Source organism: Vreelandella venusta (assembly GCF_007989605.1).
Taxonomy (GTDB): domain Bacteria; phylum Pseudomonadota; class Gammaproteobacteria; order Pseudomonadales; family Halomonadaceae; genus Vreelandella; species Vreelandella venusta.
Window position 1 is genome coordinate 147,109 of the sequence record NZ_BJUL01000001.1, and the last position, 16,271, is coordinate 163,379.

A 16,271-nucleotide genomic window follows, 5' to 3' on the forward strand; every position below is an offset into this window, starting at 1 on the left:
CAGGCCTAAACAAGGGAATGCGGTGATGCATAAATGGCTAATGGGTGCGCTGCTTGCTGTATTGGGACTTCTCCAATACCAACTTTGGCTGGGTAATGGTGGCTGGAAGGATTTGCAGCTAGTAGAAGAGCGCGTTGCTGTTCAAGAGGCTGCCAATGTGCCGATGCGAGAGCGCAATGCTCGGTTGGCGGCTGAAGTTACCGACCTGAAAACCGGCCTGGATGCTATTGAAGAGCGTGCTCGTAGCGACATGGGCATGGTGCGTAGCGATGAGCAGTTTTTTTGGGTACCAGGTGTTGCCATTGAAGCAGAGCTAGTGGGCATCAATGCGGGGCTGGTGACTCAGCCAGGCTTGCCTAGCGAGGGCGCAGACGAATGAGCCATTCGTTGTGGCTAATCGTGCCCGCCGCAGGGCAAGGTAAGCGAATGGGCGCAGATAAGCCTAAGCAGTACCTGTCGCTGGGTGAAAAGCCCATTCTTGCCCATACACTTAGCCGACTACACCAAGCTTTCCCCACTGCGCATCTTGTACTGTGCCTGGATAGTGATGATCATTGGTTCAAGCCGGAATGGGTGCCATTTTCCCAGTGGCAGCGAGTGGCGGGTGGTGCGGAGCGAATGGATAGCGTTTTAAATGCGCTGCACGCTATAAAAGCGCCAGAAAACGCGATGGTGATGGTGCATGATGTCGCGCGCCCCTGCATCACATCGTCTGATTTGTGGGCGCTTTATGACGCTGCTCAGCAGCACCCAAGTGGCGCGCTCTTGGCGATGCCGGTTGCTGACACCATGAAACGAGCCAATGCCGAACAATTAAGCGCCGCGACAGAGCCTCGGGATCGGCTGTGGCACGCGTTAACACCTCAAGCTTTTCGTTATGCGCTTTTGCGGCGTGCTTTGGAATACGCTGTCGCTAATCACTGTATGGTCACGGATGAAGCCTCGGCGGTTGAAGCGCTTGGCCAAGCACCCAAGCTGGTTAGTGGGCGCCGTGATAATCTTAAAATCACCCATCCTGATGACCTTGCCCTTGCTGCCGCTATCATGGCGTCGCAAGTGGCCCAGTCCTCTGAATCTGAAAGGAGTTGTTAATGCGAATTGGCCACGGATTTGACGTGCACCGATTTGGCGTTGGCGACCATTTGATGATTGGCGGCGTTAAGCTGCCTTTCGAACATGGTTTTGTTGCCCACTCGGATGGCGATGTGTTGCTGCATGCTATCAGTGACGCACTGCTGGGTGCTTGCGCGCTCGGTGATATCGGGCGGCATTTCCCCGACACTGACCCTGCATGGGCTGGCGCAGATAGCCGCCATTTATTGCGCCACGTGGTTCATTTGGTTCACGCCGAGGGTTTTTCGGTGGTTAACTTGGATGCCACGTTAATGGCCCAGGCGCCTAAAATGGCGCCGCATATTGAGGCGATGCGCACTGTCATCGCTGAAGACTTGGGTATTAGCCTTGGGCAGGTCAATGTTAAAGCCACAACGACCGAACGGCTTGGGTTTACCGGACGAGGTGAGGGTATCGCCGCTGAGGCGGTGGTGTTGGTTGAGCATCAAGAGGCATTAAATGCTTAACTTACCCGCTTGGCAGCGCAGCTTAGATGCCGAGTTCGGAGCCCCTAGCCCAGGATGCTATCGCGTTCAGCCAGAAGATTTTATCGTTGACGAGCAGCTGGACTTTACGCCTGAAAATCACGGTGAGCACTTGTGGTTGCGTCTTGAAAAGCGCCATCAAACCACGTTAGATGTAGTAAAAAGCGTCAGCCGCCTGTGTGGTGTCACACTTCGATATGTGGGTTACTCCGGGATGAAGGATCGTGTCGCAGTGACGCGACAGTGGTTAAGTGTTCATTTACCCGGGCGCGAAGCGCCAAGTGATTTGAGCGAATCACTAGCAGCCGTGGGTATTAAGGTGTTGGCTCAGGCTAGGCACCCCCGAAAGCTAAAACGCGGTGTCCATCGTACCAATCACTTTACGTTGCGACTTAGTGGCGAAGCGCTTCAACGTCAGCATTTTGTTGACCGCTGGGAGGCGCTTTGTCATCACGGTGTGCCTAACTATTTTGGACCCCAGCGCTTTGGGCCTGAAGGGCGGAATTTACAGCGTGCAGAGGCTCTTTTAGCGAAAGGCTGGCGCAAGCGAGATGATCGCCAAGGCATGATGCTTTCTACTGCGCGCAGCTTTTTGTTTAACGAGCTACTGAGCGAGCGTCTGGCAGATGGAACGTGGTGCCAGCCGCTGGCGGGCGATATGCTGATGCTGGATGGCACACACAGTGTGTTTACTGTTGATACCGTTGACGACGACCTGGTTAGTCGTGCTGCTGCGCTTGATATTCATCCAACGGGTGCCCTGTGGGGAGTCGGGGAGCTTGCCGAGTATCAGGTGGCAGACTACGAAAAACGCCTGTTAGCGAGGCATCCCGTGTTGTGCGAGGGATTGCTGAAAAGCGCTGTGAAACGCTCCCATCGGGCGCTGCGAGCAAGGTTGATTTCGCCTAGTATCGAGATATTGCCTAATGCCGTGGTACTCTCATTTGCCTTACCACGGGGAAGTTTTGCCACGGCGGTGGTGAGTGAATTAATTGCTCACCCAGATTTTGCTTAATGCGCCTAACGTGCGCTTATCTTTGTTAGGCATCCATGAAGGAGACGTTAATGCGGCGACTGCTGCTTTCCAATGACGATGGTGTCCATGCGCCGGGCTTGCGGGCACTTCATGATGCGCTAGTCGCCCATGCGAATTTACGTGTGGTTGCTCCTGATCGAGACCGCAGCGGCGCCAGTAACTCGCTGACCCTTTCCCGTCCACTCTCTTTAACCGCGCTGGATAATGGCTTTTATAGCGTGGACGGTACGCCTGCTGATTGTGTTTATCTGGGCGTGAACGGCGTCTGGGATGAGCGTCCTGACTTGGTTATTTCGGGGATTAATCACGGCAGCAATCTTGGCGATGACGTGCTCTATTCAGGCACTGTGGCAGCTGCCATGGAAGGGCGCAACTTGGGCATGACCGCCATTGCTATGTCGCTGTGTGGCGAGCGTTATTTCGCGACGGCTGCGAAAGTGGCGGCTAGCTTAATCGGTGCTGCCGATCAGCTATCGCTGCCACCCCGCACCCTCTTGAATGTCAACGTGCCAGATGTTCCATGGGAAGAAATTAAAGGCGTTAGAGTGACTCGTTTAGGCTATCGCGGACCAGCAGAGAAGCCTGTTCCCGTAAAAGATCCGCGTGGCCATACGCGCTTCTGGATAGCCCCGGTGGCGGCTAACGCTGATGATGGTGAAGATACCGATTTCTCGGCTATCGAAGAGGGCTATGTATCTATTACTCCACTTCAAACTGACTTAACGCGCCACCCTGCGCGTAGCGACGTGCAGGATTGGTTGGATGCTTTTGCCTAAGCTTTCGCCCAACGAACTGCGCGGACGAGGCATGACCTCTCAGCGGACTCGAGATCGCATGGTAGAGCGACTTGAGCAGCAGGGTATTCAAGATGCACGGGTGCTTGATGTTATGGCAGCTGAGCCTCGGCACTTGTTTGTTGATGAAGCGTTGGCGCACCGTGCGTATGAAGACACCGCGCTGCCTATCGGCTTTGGCCAGACCTTGTCGCAACCATTGACAGTTGCGCGCATGACCGAGCTGGTACTGCGGGCTAACCCAACGCGTGTACTGGAGGTGGGGACCGGTTCGGGGTATCAAACGCTGATACTGTCCCGGCTGGTGCCGATGCTGTACTCGGTTGAACGTATTCAGGCATTACATCAACGCGCTGCAGAGCGGCTGTGGCGGCTTGGTGCTCCAGCGACGCTGGCAGTGGCTGATGGTGGTGAGGGGTGGCAGGAAGCTGCGCCTTTTGATGTGATTTTATTAACCGCTTGTGCTCAAACGCTGCCAGAAGCCCTATTGGAGCAGCTTAACCATGATGGTGTACTCATTGCTCCGTTGGAAGAGCCTGACGGTAGCCAATGGCTCACCCAAATAAAACGCATTGGTAGTGCCTTTGAAAAGCGTCGGCTCGAGCCCGTACGCTTTGTACCTCTATTGCAAGGAGTGGTGGATTGAAGCGTCGATTTGTAGAGCTGTTTTTAAAAGGCGCAGGGATGGGGGCAGCCGATGCGGTGCCCGGTGTTTCAGGTGGCACGATCGCATTTATTACCGGTATTTATGAAGAGCTCATTAATACCATCAAACAGTTTGGCCCCGGCGCCTTCATCGCTTGGCGTCGTGGTGGTTGGCTGGCGTTGGCTCAACATTTAAATTTGGCCTTTTTAGTGCCGCTACTACTGGGCGTTGCGGTTAGCCTTTTCAGTGTGGCTCATCTAGCGCTCTGGCTAATGGATGCGCACCCGCTGCTGATTGAGGGATTTTTCTTCGGCTTGGTGGCTGCGTCGGGGTTTGTTGTCGCTAAGGCGGGCAAAGGGTGGAAGTTTTGGTACTTATTGCCAATGGTAGGCGGGCTGCTGTTAGCCAAGTCGCTGCCAGGTATGATGCCGCTGGTGTTACTTCTTGGTAATGAAGCTCTGGTAGTGATGGTCGCTGGCTGCATCGCGATTAGCGCCATGCTGTTACCAGGCGTGTCTGGTAGCTTCTTGCTGCTTACCATGGGACTTTATGGCACCATTTTAGGGGCTATTCGAAGCTTTGATATCGGTATTATCATACTCTTTGGCTTGGGATGTGTTGTTGGCTTGGCGTTATTTTCGCGACTGTTGTCGTGGCTCCTGCGTCGCCATCATGATTCTACGCTACAGCTTTTGCTCGGGTTTATTGTTGGCTCGTTACCCGTGTTATGGCCGTGGAAAGAGCTGGTACGTTATCAGCTTGGCCCTGATGGGCAAATGATCCCGTTGGCTCATCGTTATCTGTTGCCTAGTGACTATGCGGTATTGTCTGGTGCATCTGCACAAACGGTAGGCGTTCTTGCACTAATGGTGGTTGGCGCACTATTGGTGGTGTTATTAAACCGTCGCGCAGTGCACTATGCCGGACATAGATCAACAGGAAACGCGCGCGACGTTGAAAAGGAGTAGGGTTTTCATGCGTAAGGTTTTCATCATGTCAGTATTGGCGTTAGCTGTTAGCGGCTGCGCCAATCAGCAGCAAAACACCCCACAAGTGCGTGACTTAAGTGAAGCACGCCGCGCGGTAGCAGACTCACCTCAATATACTGTTAAAGCAGGCGATACCCTTTATGGCATCGCATGGCAGCATAATCTGGATTATCGTCAGCTGGCGCAAATCAACAATATTGACGCCCCTTACCAAATTTACCCAGGCCAAACCATTGCGCTGCGTGAAGGAGCGGTGGCATCAAGTCGCCCGTCGGCAGGCTCTCCTGCCCCAGAACGCCCGGCGTCAGGCGCCGTTGCAACAGGGCTGAATCCTCAAGCGACTTCCGTGGCAAGTAACGATCAGCAGCTAGATTGGTTACTGCCCGATGAGAGTGCGATTGAGCGCAACCAGCGTTTAGCGGCTGAGCGAGCGGAACGTGCTGAGCAAGCGTCGGTGGCCGCCGCACAGCAAGTGGCTGATAGCGCAAGTGCCGTTACCCCCGAGACGACGCCTGCTGTGGAGACGCCTCAGCCAGAGCCCACGCCTGAGCCGGAACCAACGCCTGAGCCTAAACCAGAGCCCAAACCGGAACCCACGCCAGAACCAGAACCAGCAGTGACCGCTCAGGCTGAGCAGCCGAGCCAAACCGCTAGCGTTGATCGTTCTTCACGCACCTTTACACCTGTTGATAATATTAACTGGCAGTGGCCAACGACAGGCCAGGTAACCGGAGAGTTTGGCCAGGGTGGCTCTATCACCGCTGGGATTGATATCGACGGTCAAAAGGGGCAACCTGTCAAAGCGGCAGGCCCTGGTATCGTTGTTTATGCGGGTAGCGGTGTACGAGGTTACGGTAACTTAATACTACTCAAACACAACGATCAGTATCTGAGTGCTTATGCACATAATGATAGCTTAAGCGTTAAAGAAAATGATGTCGTTGAAGCGGGAGAAGTGATCGCCACGATGGGCGATAGCGATGCGGACAGTGTCAAGCTGCACTTTGAAGTACGTCGTGATGGGCAGCCTCAAAATCCCTTGGATTATCTGCCGTCCCGTTAATCATCGCCAAGCGAACCTTTTAATTGGTGTGCTTGGGGAACCCGAATAGCTAGAGTTAGGGCGTCATATAACAACAATGGTGTAAGTGCACAGGGAGTGCGGCCACCTTTACTTTTCTAAATGGCGGTTAGGCGAAATAACGGGGGATACTACCATGAGTATGCTGGAGAAAGACCTACAGGAGGTTGACCTGGACGCTGTGGAAGAGGCGCTGGATAGTGTCGATGATGTCTCTGAGGAGGAAGACGCCTTTGAAAAAGCGTTGGGCCGTGATGAGCGTCAATCGACTCAAAGCTTGGACGCGACACAAATCTATCTCAATGAAATTGGTTTTTCGCCGTTATTAACGCCGGAAGAAGAGGTCTACTACGGCCGTTTAGCACGCAAAGGTGACCCGCTTGGGCGGTCAAGGATGATCGAGTCTAACCTTCGCCTAGTTGTTAAAATTGCCAGACGCTATCTTAATCGCGGGCTTACGCTGCTTGATCTAATTGAGGAGGGTAATCTTGGGCTAATTCGGGCTGTGGAAAAGTTTGATCCTGAGCGAGGCTTCCGTTTTTCTACCTATGCCACGTGGTGGATTCGACAAACCATTGAGCGGGCGCTAATGAATCAAACGCGCACCATTCGCTTGCCGATCCATGTGGTTAAAGAGCTCAATATTTACCTGCGTGCAGCGCGTGAGCTAACCCAAAAGCTTGATCATGAAGCAACAGCAGAAGAGATCGCTGACCATCTCGACAAGCCCGTAGAAACGGTTAAGAAGATGCTTGGGCTTAATGAGCGGGTCTCCTCGGTAGATTATCCAATGGGTGGCGAAAGCGATAAGCCGTTAATCGACACGTTAACCGACGATGAGGTGCTAGGGCCGGAAGCATGTCTAGTGGATGGCGATGTGCGTGAGCACGTAGACCATTGGCTGGATGAGCTAAGCGATAAGCAGCGAGAGGTGGTTGTACGCCGCTTTGGTTTGCGAGGCCATGAGTCCGCTACGTTGGAAGAGGTTGGTGCAGAAATTGGCTTAACTCGCGAACGTGTTAGACAAATTCAAGTTGAAGCACTAAAGAAGCTGCGCCGCTCATTGGAAAAACAGGGCCTTTCCCTCAACGCTATTTTCGAGAGCTAGCCGCGGTAAGCTATTGTGCCACAACGACCATAACGCACCGAGTTCATTGCTCGGTGCGTTGTTTTTGACGCCCATTGGTTGACCAACCGTTAACTATTGACTGTGTAAGTGAGAAACGTGATGCGCCCCTTGGTGGCCCATATTGATTTAGACGCTCTGCGTCATAACTATCAGCTAGCGAGCCGCTGCGCCCCCCAAAGTCGCTCGGTAGCCGTTATTAAAGCGGATGCTTATGGTCATGGTGCACTTGAGTGCGCGCGTGCGCTAGAAGCTGATGTGCCCGCATTTGCTGTTGCTTGCATCGAAGAAGCGATTAGCCTGCGTGAAGGGGGAATTGAAAAGCCTATTGTACTGCTTGAGGGTATCTTTACCGCTGACGAGCTGGCGCTGGTTGATCAATACAATTTTTGGATCAGCGTTCACAGTGAGTGGCAGGTGGAGGCCTTATTGGCTTTTTCACCCCGTCAGCCTATTCCGGTATGGATGAAAGTAGATTCCGGCATGCATCGTTTAGGTTTTTCTATAGACGAGGCGCCTGGTGTTTGGCAGCGGTTAGCCAGCGCACCACAGGTGACAGCGCTGCATTTGATGAGCCACTTTGCGACAGCAGATGCACGTGAGGGCAGCTACTTTAATCGACAAATGGCCGCTTTAAAGACACTGGCAGAAGCGCTTGATGCGCCCCTATGCTTAGCAAACTCCCCTGCAACACTGGCATGGCCAATCGCCCACGGCGACTGGAATCGCCCTGGTATTATGCTGTATGGCAGCGACCCGCTGGAAGATGCCAACGATATCACCCGGCAACTGCGCCCGGTGATGAGCTTGCGTTCTGAAATTATTGCCCTTCGTGAACTAGAGGAGGGGGAGTCTGTTGGCTATGGTGGCCGTTGGCGTGCATCCCGGCGTTCTAAAATTGCCGTCGTCGCAGCAGGTTATGGCGATGGTTATGATCGCCACGCCATCGATGGCACGCCGGTATTAGTGAATGGCCAGCGCTGTGCGATTGCCGGCAAGGTTTCTATGGATATGCTAACCGTAGATGTCACCGACGTGCCGGGAGCAGTCATCGGTAGTGAGGTAGTGCTGTGGGGAGCCGCCAGCGATGGCGCTGTGTTGTCAATTGATGAGGTAGCACGCTATTGCGATACCATCAGCTACACCTTGTTAACGGGAGTGCTGCCAAGAGCACCGCGCCGCTACCATGGGGCCTTGGCTTAAACGGTTACCAGTATGTCTAAAAGCTCTTATCCGCAGTCGTTTGCACACCTTCGTTATTGGCCAACCTGGCTTGCGATAGGCGCGATGCATCTTGTTGCCTGGTTTCCCTGGCGGCTTAAGTTATGGGTGGGAAAAATAATTGGTTTGGCAGCATGGCGCTTTATAAAACGTCGGCGGCATATCACTGAGACAAATATTGCGCTCTGTTTCCCTGAAAAAAGTGCCGATGAGCAGCGTCGTTTGGTGAGAGAAGTGTTTATCGCCAACGGTATTGGCTTAGTGGAAACAGCCACGGGTTGGTGCCGTGACGCAGAGGGATTACGGCACCGAGTGGCCTATCACGGCCAAGAGCATCTCGCACAGGCTAAAGCGCAAGGCAAGGGCGTGCTAGTGGTGGGTATTCACTTCTCCACGTTGGATTTAGGGGGAGCGCTGCATTCGCTATTTTTCCCTGCCGATGTGGTCTATCGTCAGCACAACAATCCGTTATTCGAACGCTTTATGACCCGTGCTCGATCACGGATTTTTGGTCAGGCGATTGATCGGCATGACTTGCGTGGTGTTGTGCGGCGAATAAAGTCAGGACATATTGTGTGGTATTCACCGGATCAAGATTTTGGCCGTGATGCCAGCGTGTTCGCGCCACTTTTCGGTCAACAGGCCGCTACGATCAGGCTGACTGCAAAAATCGCTAGAATGACGGGCGCGCCAGTGGTGCCGTTGATGTTCCACCGCAATCCTGATAACCAGACATACACCATCACCTGCCTGCCTGCGCTTGATAATTTCCCAAGCGGTGATGAAATAGCCGACGCCACTCGAGTAAATGAATTTATCGAACAAGCGATTCGCAAGTATCCTGAACAGTACTTATGGCTTCATCGGCGCTTTAAAACGCGTCCGGAAGGTGAGCCAAGCGTTTACTAGCGACATCCGTTAATAAAAAAAGCCGTTTTGCTACTAAGGCAAAACGGCTTTTCGTTAACTCTGAAAGCAGACGTTAGTCCAGATTTCGAGAGTAGAAAATCTCTAGCATCTCTTTACGCAGACGGCTTTCAATGTCTCGTGCTTCTTCGAAGGTAATGTCGCGGCGCGATGTATCGAACAGGTAGTTATCAAGTTCGAAGTCTTTTAGCAGCATTTTGGTATGGAACATGTTCTCTTGATATACATTCACATCGATCATCTGATAGGCGTGCTTGGTATCTTCTGCCAAGTAGTCCTGGATCGAGGTAATGTCGTGATCAATAAACAGCTTTTTACCATCGACATCGCGTGTAAAGCCGCGAACCCGATAATCCATAGTGACAATATCAGAGTCAAAACTGTGGATTAGGTAGTTCAGTGCTTTCAATGGGCTGATGTGGCCACAGGTAGACACATCTATATCCAATCGAAAGGTGCTGATGCCGTTGTCAGGATGCGACTCAGGATAGCTATGCACGGTCACGTGGCTTTTATCAAGATGCGCCACGACTGTTTCAGGTAGCGGTCCAGGGCCTGGTTCAGTTTGCTCTGGGTTTGCTTCATCCAGCTCGTGTTCAGCAATCAGAATCGTAACGCTGGCCCCATGGGGCTCATAGTCTTGACGAGCAATATTGAGCACATGAGCGCCAATAATATTGGTGACGTCTTTTAGAATCTGCGTCAAACGTTCGGCGTTGTAAAGCTCATCGATATAATCAATGTAAGCCGCACGCTGCTCTTCGGTTTTGGCATAACAGATGTCGTAAATGTTAAAGCTCAACGAGCTAGTCAGGTTATTAAACCCGTGGAGTCGGAGATTATCTGACACGTCCGAACCTCCCTATGGCAGATGAAGACACCCCGACGAGCCAGCGCCGGAACCGGTAGTAACTTGTCACCGTGATGCTGTAGTCGCTTTCTGCAAAGCGGCTGTTTGCTACGCAGTAGGGGTAAAAACAAGCGAGCGTATTATGCCCGCCAAGTGCATGGTATGCATCCAGCCGCGTTAATTTTTTTAATAAACAGGGACGATGGCGCTCCGAGTAGCTCAAGCGTCGACAATCTCAAAAGAGTGGGTAATCTCAACGCCGCCTTGTGTCAGCATAATAGATGCGCTGCAGTACTTCTCTGCGGAGAGCTCAACCGCCCGCTGTACCTGCTTCTCTTTTAGGTTGTGGCCAGTCACCACAAAGTGTACGTGGATTTTGGTAAACACAGAGGGCACTTCATCGGCGCGTTCAGCGTCAAGCTCCGCGATACAGTCGGTGACATCGGCGCGGGCTTTATCGAGAATGTTCAAAATATCAAAGGCGGTGCAGCTACCCATGCCCATTAATAGCATTTCCATTGGGCGGGGGCCGGTGTTGCGGCCGCCATGATCAGGGGGGCCGTCGATAACGACACTGTGCCCACTACCGGACTCTGCTACAAATTGGCGACCATCTGTCCATTTTACCCGTGCTTTCACGTCGCTCTCCTCATCTAGGCACCTATAGGTAGTTGCGAAGCATAACATTTATAGCGATAGACGCACTTTTTCATCGCTTGCTAATCTGCTGCGTTAAAAGGTGATGTTCAAGAGCCTCTAGGCGCTCTGGCGTGCCCACGTCGACCCAGTGGCCTGAAAAGTGCTCGCCGCTGACACGCTTGTCTGTCATTGCCTGTTTAAGTAGCGGTGCTAGGGCAAACGCCCCTGGTGTCTGGTCGGCAAAAAGATCCGGGTGCAGCAGGCTAATGCCGGCAAAGGTGAGGCGCTGGTGACTTTCCACTCCAGCGCGCCCGTTGATAAGGGAAAAATCACCGTTAGGGTGGTGGGGTGGGTTATCTACTAACACAAGATGGGCGACGTCACTTCCCTGTAACAGTGATTCTGACGGAATGTAATCGCACCAGACATCCCCATTGACCAGCAGAAACGGGGCATCACCAAGCAGGGGGAGTGCCTTGTGAATGCCACCGCCGGTTTCTAAAGGTATCTCTTCATGGCTCCAAAGAATCCGTAGTTGGTCGTCGTTTCCATCACCAAGTGCTGCCATTATCTGCTCGGCGCGATAGCTCACGTTGATGACCACTTCTTCAATGCCTGCACGCTTAAGCCGTTCGAGGTGGTGCACAATAAGTGGCTTGTCGCCTACGGGGAGCAGGGGTTTTGGGCAGTGGTCGGTAAGTGGCCGCATCCGTTTGCCAAGTCCCGCGGCTAAAATCATCGCTCTCATAGTGTGCTTTCCGCTAAACGTTGGGCGATGGCAGGGCGCAATGTGCCACTTACCCATTCGGCAAACTCGCGGTGCTGAGGTAGCGCAGTTAGGCTGTCTTCTAAATGGGCTAAAAAATGCGGCAGGCGTGATAAATAGCCTTGCTTGGCATCACGAAGTGTTAGGCGGCAAAAAATTCCCAGCACTTTGAGTGAGCGCTGAGCCGCCATCGCTTGGCATTGGGCAAGAAATTCATCATTGCTGAGATGGCCAGAGAGGCGCCCATCTTGACGCGCTTGACGATAGAAGGAGTCGACGAACTGCGTAAACTGCGTCTGAGAAAAGCGGCAGTAGCGCCCGCGCAGTAAGGAAATAACGTCGTAACTGATTGGCCCTGCCACCGCGTCTTGAAAGTCAATCATGTAAAGCTGCTGGTCGTGCACCATGATATTCATTGCATCGTAATCGCGATGTACGCTGACGACGGGTTGATCAAGCGCTTGCTCAATGAGGTGACCACGCAGCGCATGCCAACTGTCTGGCGTTGATAGCGACAGCCAGTTGTCTAGGCACCACTCTGTGAAAAGGTCGAGCTCGCGGCCCAACAGCGTCGCATCATAGGGAGGCAGCGCGGCAGGGTTGGCGTGGTTTTGTAACTTGGCCAGTAATGATAGTGCATCGAAATGACTTTGCTGAATGCGCGCGTCATCAGTGAATAGCGCCTGTAATGGGGTATCCCCAAGGTCGTCAAGCAGCAAAAAACCCGCGTCGAGATCGACGGCGTGAATATGCGGAACGGGCAGTTTTGCCGCGTACCAGCGCTTTCCGATAGCGACGAACGGCGTTGAGTCTTCCTGGGCAGGGGGGGCATCCATTACTATGCGGGTACCGCCACAGGGTAGTGTCAGCCGGAAATAGCGCCGGAAACTTGCGTCACCGCCCGCTGGGGAAAGGCGGATAGCGGCGCTATTTAGGCCATTTTGTTCAGCCGCCCACTGGGTGAGGGCGTCAATCCTAGAAGAGGACATGCAAGCTCCTTGCTGGTCGGGCATCATGCGGGCTGTATAATACCGATTCTGGATGCCAAGGATAACGAACATGGGCAAGCGAATCTCGCGTACCGTACCGGTTGCGCACACACTGATGGGCAGTTTGCTCGCTAGCGCCTCATTTTCAGCGGTGGCACAAGGCCAGACGCTGCCTGCCGAGGCGCTTGACTGGCAGGCCTGGAGCCAAGAGGAAGCACCGCATCAGCTGTGTCGAGGGCGATATGTGATGCCTGACTACCGCTTGCCTGCGGTGGATAACCCCGAGACGTTGTCGGTGGAGACCCTGGAAGCCGATTACGCCGCCGATGGTGAAGCCTTGTTGCGCGGTGATGTTGTACTGCGTCGTGGAAACACAGAGCTACAGGCAGCGCAGATGTATTTACCCGCCGACCGCCAACGTGTCGATGCAGAAGGCAATCTCGCCATACGAAATGGTCAGGCGCTGGTGCGCGGCGAGCAAGCCACGTTAATGCTCAACGATGACCGAGCCTCGTTACGCAACAGCCACTATGTGCTTTACGAACAGCATTTACGCGGCCAAGCTAGTCAATTAGAGCAAACTGGTGAAGAACAATATCGTCTACACAATGCTTCGTTTACGACGTGTGATCCAGGGGCCAACAGCTGGCAACTCGTGAGTAGCGATATAAAGCTGAATCAAGCCGCAGGATTTGGTACTGCACGGCACGCACGGTTAGAAGTAAAAGACGTGCCGATTTTTTACTGGCCTTGGCTACGTTTTCCCATTGATGACCGTCGTCACACAGGATTGCTGTCACCCTCTATTAGCTTTTCTAACGAGGGATTTGACTATGCGCAGCCCTTTTACTGGAACATCGCACCAAATCAAGATGCCACCATTACACCGCGCTGGATGTCTGATCGTGGGCTGTTACTCAATGGTGAGTACCGCTATCTACTTGAAGAGAGTCGAGGAACGGTAGAAGGCGGCTATATCAATAGCGATGACGGCAGTGAAAATGGTGATAACCGCTTCGAAGGCAATGATCGCTGGTATATTGATGCCACGCATGCAGGAACGCTGACGCCACGCAGTGATTACCAATTGCGCTATGGTGCCGCCAGCGATGGTCGCTATTTCGATGATTTCGGTGGTGAGTTTGGCAATAGTGATCGCGTTAGTATGGAGCGGATGGCCCAGGTAGATTACCGCGGTGAACGTTGGCAGTTAGATGCCCGAGCCCAAGGTTTTCAGCGCTTGGAAGACCCGCTGAGTGATTCCGATAAGCCGTTTTATCGTCTGCCCAGTTTGACAGCGAGCTCTGACTGGCAGTTAGGCGGTGGTCTCTATACACAGTGGCACTCTAACGTGACCTATTTCTGGCGTGATGTAGACGAGCGACAGGTGCCTGAGCGAGAAGCCGCCATCGGCACGCGGCTGCACCTCACGCCAGCGATTGGTTGGCGTTTTGAGCAACCCTGGGGCTATATCGAACCGCGTACTGAATTATGGCATACCGCTTATGAGTTGGATTATGGCGATCGCGTCACTGACCGAGGCACGTCTCCCAGCCGTAGTGCGGCGGTCACATCGATAGATAGTGGCCTTGTGTTTGAGCGTGAATTAGAACTGAGCGGACGAGACTATCGCCAAACCCTTGAGCCACGTTTGAACTACGCCTACGTTCCACGTACTAACCAAACGCAGCTGCCTGATTTTGACAGCCGTGAGCGAGCGTTCTCATGGGATCAACTATGGTCGCCTCATCGTTTCTCCGGCGCTGATCGTTTAGGTGATCTCAATCGCGTGTCGCTTGGCGTACAATCTCGCTTTATTGAAGACGCCACTGGGCGGGATCGGTTAACGTTTGGCGTTGGGCAAAGCGTTTATTTATCCGAGCGTCGCATTGATAGTGAAGGCGACCCGGACACATTGCCTGCTCATCCAGAAGATGACCCAAGTGTGAATCCGCTTAGCCGCTATCAAGCTACTCGCGATCGCTCTCCGCTGGTGACGCGCCTTGATTGGCAGATTAATAATCGGTGGAGTGCGGGGTATGAATGGTTATACGACGACCAGCGTGAACAGACTGAGCGCTCTAGCGTTGATGCGCGTTATCGCCATCCCGCTGGCCACGTAGTGAACCTTGGTTATCGTTGGGAGATCGAAGGTTTTGATCCAGGCGTTGTACCTGGTGATGACGGCTTTAGAGATTACAGCCGAGAAGAGTGGGATCTGTCACTTGCTTGGAAAGCCAGCCCGAGAATTGATTTGATTGGTCGCTATCTATACGACCAAACCAATGAGCGCGCGCTTGAACGGCTGGCAGGCGTTCAGTGGAACGACTGCTGCTACGGCTTACAGCTTGTTTGGCGTGAGTGGGTAGACGATAACGACACCGCCCCTGTGGGTGATGACTTTAATGATCGCGGGCTATTTTTACGCTTTGTATTCCGTGGCCTTGGTGGCGTTGGTCAACAGGCTGACGGCTACTTTGAACAGGCCATTCCTGGCTACCGCCCAACGCCGCTATAACGATTTTGTTAAATGGCGACTGACTGAAAGAGATTCTTTATGACTACCAGAATGACCCTGCTGACCGATGGCTTGAAAAAGCGGGCAAAACTGCTTTCTGCGGGCGGTATGGTGGCGCTCTGTCTTGGAACGAGTGCTACGCTTGTGCCGCTAACGGTTTACGCCCAGAATTTCGAATCAACCCAGCGGCAAATGCTGGATAGTGTTGTGGCTGTCGTGAATGATGGCGTCATTATGCGCAGTGAGCTTGATGACCGCATTGCCCAAGTAGAACAGCAGGCTCAGGCTCAGGCTCAGGGGGGGAACTTGCCTCCCCGTAGCCAACTAGCTCAGCAGGTGCTAGAGCGCATGGTGATGGATGAAATCCAACTGCAAATGGCTCGCCAAGCTAATCTTAGCGTGGATGACACGGAGCTTAATCGCCAGCTGCGCTCGATTGCTGAGTCTAACGGCATGACGTTAGACCAGTTTGCCGATGCCGTGGAAGCGGACGGCATGACCCTGGGTGGCGTACGTGAAGAAATACGCCGCGAAATGCTGATGCGCCAAGTGCAGCAGCGCCAAATTAGCCAACGTGTCACCGTAACTGATCGTGACGTTGAGCGCTTTTTGAGTCAGCAACCAGCGCAGCAGGGGCAAGCGTTCATTGAAGAGATTCGTGCCCGTCACGTGTTGGTAGAGTTAACGCCAACGCGCAATGACAATCAGGCCCGTGCCCGCGCTGAGCAGGTACGCCAGCGTTTACAGCAGGGAGCCGACTTTGCATCCGTCGCCCGTGAGTTTAGCGACGACCGTGGTAGCGCCTTGAATGGCGGCGAGCTTGGTTGGGTGCGTCCAGGACAAACGGTGCCAGCCTTCGAAGAAGCGTTGGGATCGCTGAGTGCTAACCAGCTATCTGAACCCGTTCGTTCCCAGTTTGGCTACCACGTGATTGAAGTACTAGAGCGCCGTCGTCAGGATGTGACAGAGGAAAGTCGCCGGGAGCAGGTTCGTCAGGCCATTTTCCAGCGTCGTGCTAACGAAGAGCTGCAGACATGGCAGCGTGAAATGCGTGAGCAGGCTTTTGTCGATATTCGCCTTTAATGAGCCAA

17 protein-coding genes are annotated in these 16,271 nt (G+C 53.4%); 13 read left to right on the forward strand and 4 right to left on the reverse strand.

Going from position 1 to position 16,271, the window contains the following annotated elements:
• Window positions 1-25 precede the first annotated feature (25 nt).
• The 11 genes from ftsB (at window position 26) to lpxL (ending at window position 9,400) form a co-directional block, all read left to right on the forward strand.
• Window positions 26-379, forward strand: a complete 354-nt coding sequence (gene ftsB, locus HVE01_RS00695; RefSeq protein WP_125750913.1) for a cell division protein FtsB — start codon at window positions 26-28, stop codon at window positions 377-379.
• Window positions 376-1,092, forward strand: coding sequence for a 2-C-methyl-D-erythritol 4-phosphate cytidylyltransferase (gene ispD / locus HVE01_RS00700; RefSeq protein ID WP_146941828.1), 717 nt, complete (start codon window positions 376-378; stop codon window positions 1,090-1,092). Before ftsB ends, ispD begins: the two co-directional genes overlap by 4 nt.
• Window positions 1,092-1,580 (forward strand): 2-C-methyl-D-erythritol 2,4-cyclodiphosphate synthase, encoded by a 489-nt coding sequence (gene ispF, locus HVE01_RS00705; protein WP_146941830.1) that lies wholly within the window; start codon window positions 1,092-1,094, stop codon window positions 1,578-1,580. Before ispD ends, ispF begins: the two co-directional genes overlap by 1 nt.
• Complete coding sequence (gene truD, locus HVE01_RS00710) at window positions 1,573-2,613, forward strand: tRNA pseudouridine(13) synthase TruD (RefSeq protein WP_146941832.1); 1,041 nt, start codon at window positions 1,573-1,575, stop codon at window positions 2,611-2,613. Before ispF ends, truD begins: the two co-directional genes overlap by 8 nt.
• 50 nt (window positions 2,614-2,663) lie before the next feature.
• Window positions 2,664-3,410 carry a 5'/3'-nucleotidase SurE gene (surE, locus tag HVE01_RS00715; RefSeq protein ID WP_125750901.1) on the forward strand — a complete coding sequence of 249 codons (747 nt, stop codon included), beginning with the start codon at window positions 2,664-2,666 and terminating at the stop codon, window positions 3,408-3,410.
• Window positions 3,397-4,074 carry a protein-L-isoaspartate(D-aspartate) O-methyltransferase gene (locus HVE01_RS00720; RefSeq protein ID WP_125750898.1) on the forward strand — a complete coding sequence of 226 codons (678 nt, stop codon included), beginning with the start codon at window positions 3,397-3,399 and terminating at the stop codon, window positions 4,072-4,074. The genes surE and HVE01_RS00720 overlap by 14 nt, the downstream gene beginning before the upstream one ends.
• A complete protein-coding gene (locus tag HVE01_RS00725) occupies window positions 4,071-5,042 on the forward strand; it encodes a DUF368 domain-containing protein (protein WP_125750895.1) in 972 nt (323 codons plus the stop codon). The genes HVE01_RS00720 and HVE01_RS00725 overlap by 4 nt, the downstream gene beginning before the upstream one ends.
• Window positions 5,043-5,049: 7 nt before the next feature.
• The gene (locus HVE01_RS00730) at window positions 5,050-6,126 is read left to right on the forward strand and encodes a peptidoglycan DD-metalloendopeptidase family protein (protein WP_125750892.1); all 1,077 of its coding nucleotides are present in this window, start codon (window positions 5,050-5,052) and stop codon (window positions 6,124-6,126) included.
• 154 nt (window positions 6,127-6,280) lie between these two features.
• Entirely contained in the window at window positions 6,281-7,252 is a 972-nt protein-coding gene (gene rpoS / locus HVE01_RS00735; RefSeq protein ID WP_125750889.1) for an RNA polymerase sigma factor RpoS, read from the forward strand.
• Between the two features lie 120 nt (window positions 7,253-7,372).
• Window positions 7,373-8,473, forward strand: a complete 1,101-nt coding sequence (alr, locus tag HVE01_RS00740; RefSeq protein ID WP_146941834.1) for an alanine racemase — start codon at window positions 7,373-7,375, stop codon at window positions 8,471-8,473.
• A gap of 12 nt (window positions 8,474-8,485) precedes the next feature.
• A complete protein-coding gene (gene lpxL, locus HVE01_RS00745) occupies window positions 8,486-9,400 on the forward strand; it encodes an LpxL/LpxP family Kdo(2)-lipid IV(A) lauroyl/palmitoleoyl acyltransferase (RefSeq protein WP_146941836.1) in 915 nt (304 codons plus the stop codon).
• Window positions 9,401-9,473: 73 nt separating this feature from the next.
• On the opposite strand, the gene speD is transcribed toward lpxL, so the two are convergent.
• The 4 genes from speD to HVE01_RS00765 form a co-directional block, all read right to left on the reverse strand.
• Window positions 9,474-10,268, reverse strand: a complete 795-nt coding sequence (gene speD, locus HVE01_RS00750) for an adenosylmethionine decarboxylase (protein ID WP_125750880.1) — start codon at window positions 10,266-10,268, stop codon at window positions 9,474-9,476.
• Between the two features lie 219 nt (window positions 10,269-10,487).
• Window positions 10,488-10,907: an OsmC family protein gene (locus HVE01_RS00755; protein WP_146941838.1), complete on the reverse strand. Its 420-nt coding sequence runs from the start codon at window positions 10,905-10,907 to the stop codon at window positions 10,488-10,490.
• Between the two features lie 70 nt (window positions 10,908-10,977).
• A complete protein-coding gene (murU, locus tag HVE01_RS00760; protein ID WP_146941840.1) occupies window positions 10,978-11,655 on the reverse strand; it encodes an N-acetylmuramate alpha-1-phosphate uridylyltransferase MurU in 678 nt (225 codons plus the stop codon).
• Window positions 11,652-12,662, reverse strand: a complete 1,011-nt coding sequence (locus HVE01_RS00765; RefSeq protein WP_146941842.1) for an aminoglycoside phosphotransferase family protein — start codon at window positions 12,660-12,662, stop codon at window positions 11,652-11,654. Before HVE01_RS00765 ends, murU begins: the two co-directional genes overlap by 4 nt.
• Before the next feature lie 70 nt (window positions 12,663-12,732).
• Here HVE01_RS00765 and HVE01_RS00770 point away from each other — a divergent pair, with 70 nt between their 5' ends.
• Both HVE01_RS00770 and HVE01_RS00775 read left to right on the forward strand, forming a co-directional pair.
• Window positions 12,733-15,180 carry an LPS-assembly protein LptD gene (locus tag HVE01_RS00770; RefSeq protein WP_146941844.1) on the forward strand — a complete coding sequence of 816 codons (2,448 nt, stop codon included), beginning with the start codon at window positions 12,733-12,735 and terminating at the stop codon, window positions 15,178-15,180.
• Window positions 15,181-15,219: 39 nt separating this feature from the next.
• Entirely contained in the window at window positions 15,220-16,263 is a 1,044-nt protein-coding gene (locus tag HVE01_RS00775; protein WP_146941846.1) for a peptidylprolyl isomerase, read from the forward strand.
• Window positions 16,264-16,271: the final 8 nt, after the last annotated feature.